At 48.4% G+C, this 3,556-nt stretch carries 2 protein-coding genes and 1 pseudogene; 1 reads left to right on the forward strand and 2 read right to left on the reverse strand.

Translation table 11 applies throughout. From position 1 onward, the window contains the following. The first annotated feature begins 86 nt into the window (after nt 1–86). Nucleotides 87–1,060 (forward strand): annotated as a pseudogene (locus EA472_RS21705) (transposase). A 194-nt stretch (nt 1,061–1,254) separates the two neighbouring features. Here the strand turns inward: EA472_RS21705 and EA472_RS21710 are convergent. Then, on the reverse strand, nt 1,255–2,418 hold the full coding sequence (locus EA472_RS21710) for an NAD(P)/FAD-dependent oxidoreductase (RefSeq protein WP_124193534.1): 1,164 nt from the start codon (nt 2,416–2,418) through the stop codon (nt 1,255–1,257). Nucleotides 2,419–2,477: 59 nt separating this feature from the next. Then, on the reverse strand, nt 2,478–3,281 hold the full coding sequence (locus EA472_RS21715; RefSeq protein WP_124193535.1) for an SDR family NAD(P)-dependent oxidoreductase: 804 nt from the start codon (nt 3,279–3,281) through the stop codon (nt 2,478–2,480). Between the last annotated feature and the right edge of the window lie 275 nt (nt 3,282–3,556).

Here is a 3,556-nt window from a genome sequence, read left to right on the forward strand (position 1 = left end):
TCGACAGTTCCGTGAAGTTGTCCTCATGTTCGCCATCATCAACATAGAAAAGCTCTGTGAGCCACTCTAACCATCATTCAGCAGCTATTCAACAAAGCAGGATAGACGAGTTCTTTAATCTCGTGGCGGTCGAGACACTTCCGCTCTTCGAGTACCTCGACTTTGACTTTCTCAGCGAGTATGACGTGTTCGCCCCCGCTCGTCGGGGGCGAACACGAGACCATCATCCGCCAGAACTGTTCAAAGGCTTTCTTCACTGCTACTACAAGGGGATCTACGGCCCTCGTCCTGTCACCCGAGAACTCCAGAATACGGCCGTCTGGCTCAGCTGTGGGTTCGATCGACCGCCGTCAAGAGACGCGGTCGATCGGTTCCTCACTGATCTCGGTCTCGTCGTTGACGACGTGTTCAGTCACCTCGTCGAACAGGCCGCTATTCGCGGCCTGCTCGACTCTACCTTCCGAATTGATTCGACCGATCTCGAAACCCTCGAGTGGAACGATGACGCGTCGTGGAACTACGATCCAACGGCTGAAGAGTACTACTACGGGTTCGGCCTCACGATCGTTTCGGCAGGGCCAAAGATTCCGATTGTGGCGGAGTTTACGCAGGCGAAACAGGCCTCGAAGGAGACGGCGATGCGCGTCACCCGTGACGCGCTCGCCGTCAAGCAGCCGATCTGGATGCTCGGAGACAGTGCCTACGACATCCTCGACTGGCACGACTTCCTGCTTTCAGCAGGAGTCGTGCCGATCGCCCCGTACCATCCACGAAACACCACTGATCCGCTCGATATCGAATACCGCGTCGAAGACAGAATCAGCGAATTTACCGAGGATGTGACGCTCAAGCGTTCGATCCTTGATGAGACCTACAAGCGTCGAACGCAAGTTGAGCGAACGTTTGGAGCGTGTTCAGATGCGGCCTCGGGACGCTCCGCGCCCGAGGCCGCGTCCATGCGCGGGTACAAGCGTATCTTGGACTGTGTCTCCGAGTGATCGTCGCCATCACGAACTACGATCAGGGTGAAAATCCAGGCCGAACTAAGCTCGTGGCATGAGATGAATTGTATGACACCCTCCTCGAAAAGATGCCTCAATATGCTACGTTGTCACGTGGTTTCTCGCTCAGTTAAAGACGAATAGGGCGTAGGCTTTATTCTATGACATCTTAGTGAGAGCGTAGACATGCAACCGAATGATCGCCGTCTATTGTTCCGAGAGAATACAACCTCATCGCTCGGTTGTAGTGAAATTATCCTCGACCGCCGTCATCATATCCGCTAGTAATTAGTTCATCATAATCGAAACGGTCCGGATGATAAGAAGAGAGGTCCAGGTTTGGGGTCTGATCTAGAACGTCCTGCGCAGCTGACTCTGCAAATGCCGGTGCTTCCTTAAACCCGTGGCCGCTTCCAGCAGCAGCCATGTAAAAGTTTTCGTAACCTTCTGGCACACCAATAACTTGATGCCAATCATTGGATGCGGTAATAAGTCCACTCCATGATTGAACAATTTCAGCATCAGAGTAATTTGGTAATCGATGTTCGAGGAAATCAAGTACCTGGTCCAAATCCTCATGGCTAACCCCCTTTAGGTCAGTTTCATTAGTCAGCGTCCGACCCACATCATTTCGTTCCATTCCACCAATAATAAAGTCACCTCCTGGTTCAGGCTTTGCATATAAACCCAGGCCAAGATCTGAGAGAACAGGTCGGTCAGGACCATAAGATTCTGACGCAGTTAATACGACTATTTTCGCTTCGTGACGTTCTAATTCAAGCTCATACCCACCCATGGCCGCGATTGTATCTGCTGATGGGCCGCCTGCATTAATTAAAAAATCCACATCAACAATCTGGTCAGGGGTGATTACACTGGTTACTGTCCCATCGTGTACAGAGATATCTGTTATTGGAGAATTGGTTTGTACTGTTACTCCGAGTTCTTGTGCTAATTGAGCATATGATGACGCAACCAAGTAAGGATCAGCAAATCCACTCTTATGTTCTAATGCTGCACCGACCACGTCTTCTGTGTTCAGGCCCGGCATTACATCAGAGACCTCGTCAGAGCCTAAAATCTCAACTTCAATTCCAAGGTCTTTTTGAAGAGCAACGTTTTTCCGAAACTGGGATTCGTTTTCATCATCAGCTAGAAGCAGATAGCCATTCTGATGAACTCCCCCAGATTGATTGATTTCCTGATCAAGCTCTTGTAGAAGTTCCACTCCACGTTTAGCGAACCGGATATGAAACCGATTCGAATAATGTTGTCGAACAATGCCAGCTGATTTCGCTGTTGAAGTGCCACCGATACTATCCTGTTCAAACAGGATGACGTCGTCTGCGCCAAATTGTTTCAAAAAGTATGATATAGCGGTACCGTAGACACCACCACCTATGACTCCAATACGCATAGAATCACATAGCAAGTTCTAGTATAAATAGCTTTCGAATGATCGGTTTAGACTATGTTTCACCGAAGTACAGACCCGCCCGAGATCTTTACAGTTTCTCCGACAATGTTTTCTGCAGCGTCGCTAACAAGAAAGCCGATAGTATTAGCCACTTCAATTGGATCGGTTAGTCTTCCAGATGGAATTTTCTCTTTTTCGATTGAACATTGTTCTTCGTACGTGTTTCCTGTAGCTTTTGCTTTTGTCCGCATTCCCTCTCGGCCCATTTCGGTGTCAACCCAGCCAGGAGAGACACAATTGACACGGATTCCGTGTTCGATAGCTTCAACCGCAAGACTATGCGTGAATCCTGTCAGGGCAAATTTTGATGCAGAGTATGGGATATGCTGGTACGTTCCCCTCAACCCAGATAGAGATGAAATATTCACGATAGTTCCCTCATTCCTTTTTTTCATGAATTCATATACTTTTTGAGTGAGGAGAACGGTCGCCGTATAATTCACCTCCATGAGACTCTCAATTTGCTCTGCTGATAATGTCTCAAATGGATGTCGTCCTTCTCCTAAGCCTGCAGAATTGACGAGACTAGTGATTGGCCCAACATTTTCTGCTTCTCTGACGATCTTTTGGCGATCCTTCTCTACCGTGATATCGCCAATCACACTACTAACTTTGCCCGACGAATCTTGTTTATCGACAAGCTCACGTTCTAAGTCAGATAGTTTTGATTCATTTCGTCCAGTGAGTACTAGAGAAGCACCCATCTCTGCAAATTTGTTTGCTGTCTCAGCTCCAATGCCGCCCGTAGCACCGGTTATCAGTACCGTTTGATTCGCTAAGCTTTTGTCGTTGAAAACGACCATACTGGTCAATATTTGGCAGGTCATATAAAATCTTTGCTCGGTTCTTCAGATGGCAGTGAGGTAGAATGGATATCATAGCATGATATTGGGGGTGTCATAGAACAGTCACCATATCAAAGAGTAGGGTGAACGCTGAGAGAGAATCAGCACTATCCGTCTTTAGCTAAGCGAGAAACCACGTGACAGCGGCGGCTTATCGAGGCATCTTTTCGAGAGGAATGAGGAGGCGACGAGTGTGCACAACGAAGCCTCCTCATCTCGGATTATGCGTCGGC

Origin of the sequence: Natrarchaeobius oligotrophus (genome assembly GCF_003841465.1) — an archaeon.
Classification (GTDB): domain Archaea; phylum Halobacteriota; class Halobacteria; order Halobacteriales; family Natrialbaceae; genus Natrarchaeobius; species Natrarchaeobius oligotrophus.

What these genes read in the sequence shown, in the direction of transcription:
- EA472_RS21710 (WP_124193534.1), bottom strand. Translation starts at nt 2,418, where the DNA reads ATGCGTATTGGAGTCATAGGTGGTGGTGTCTACGGTACCGCTATATCA.
- EA472_RS21715 (WP_124193535.1), bottom strand. Translation starts at nt 3,281, where the DNA reads ATGGTCGTTTTCAACGACAAAAGCTTAGCGAATCAAACGGTACTGATA.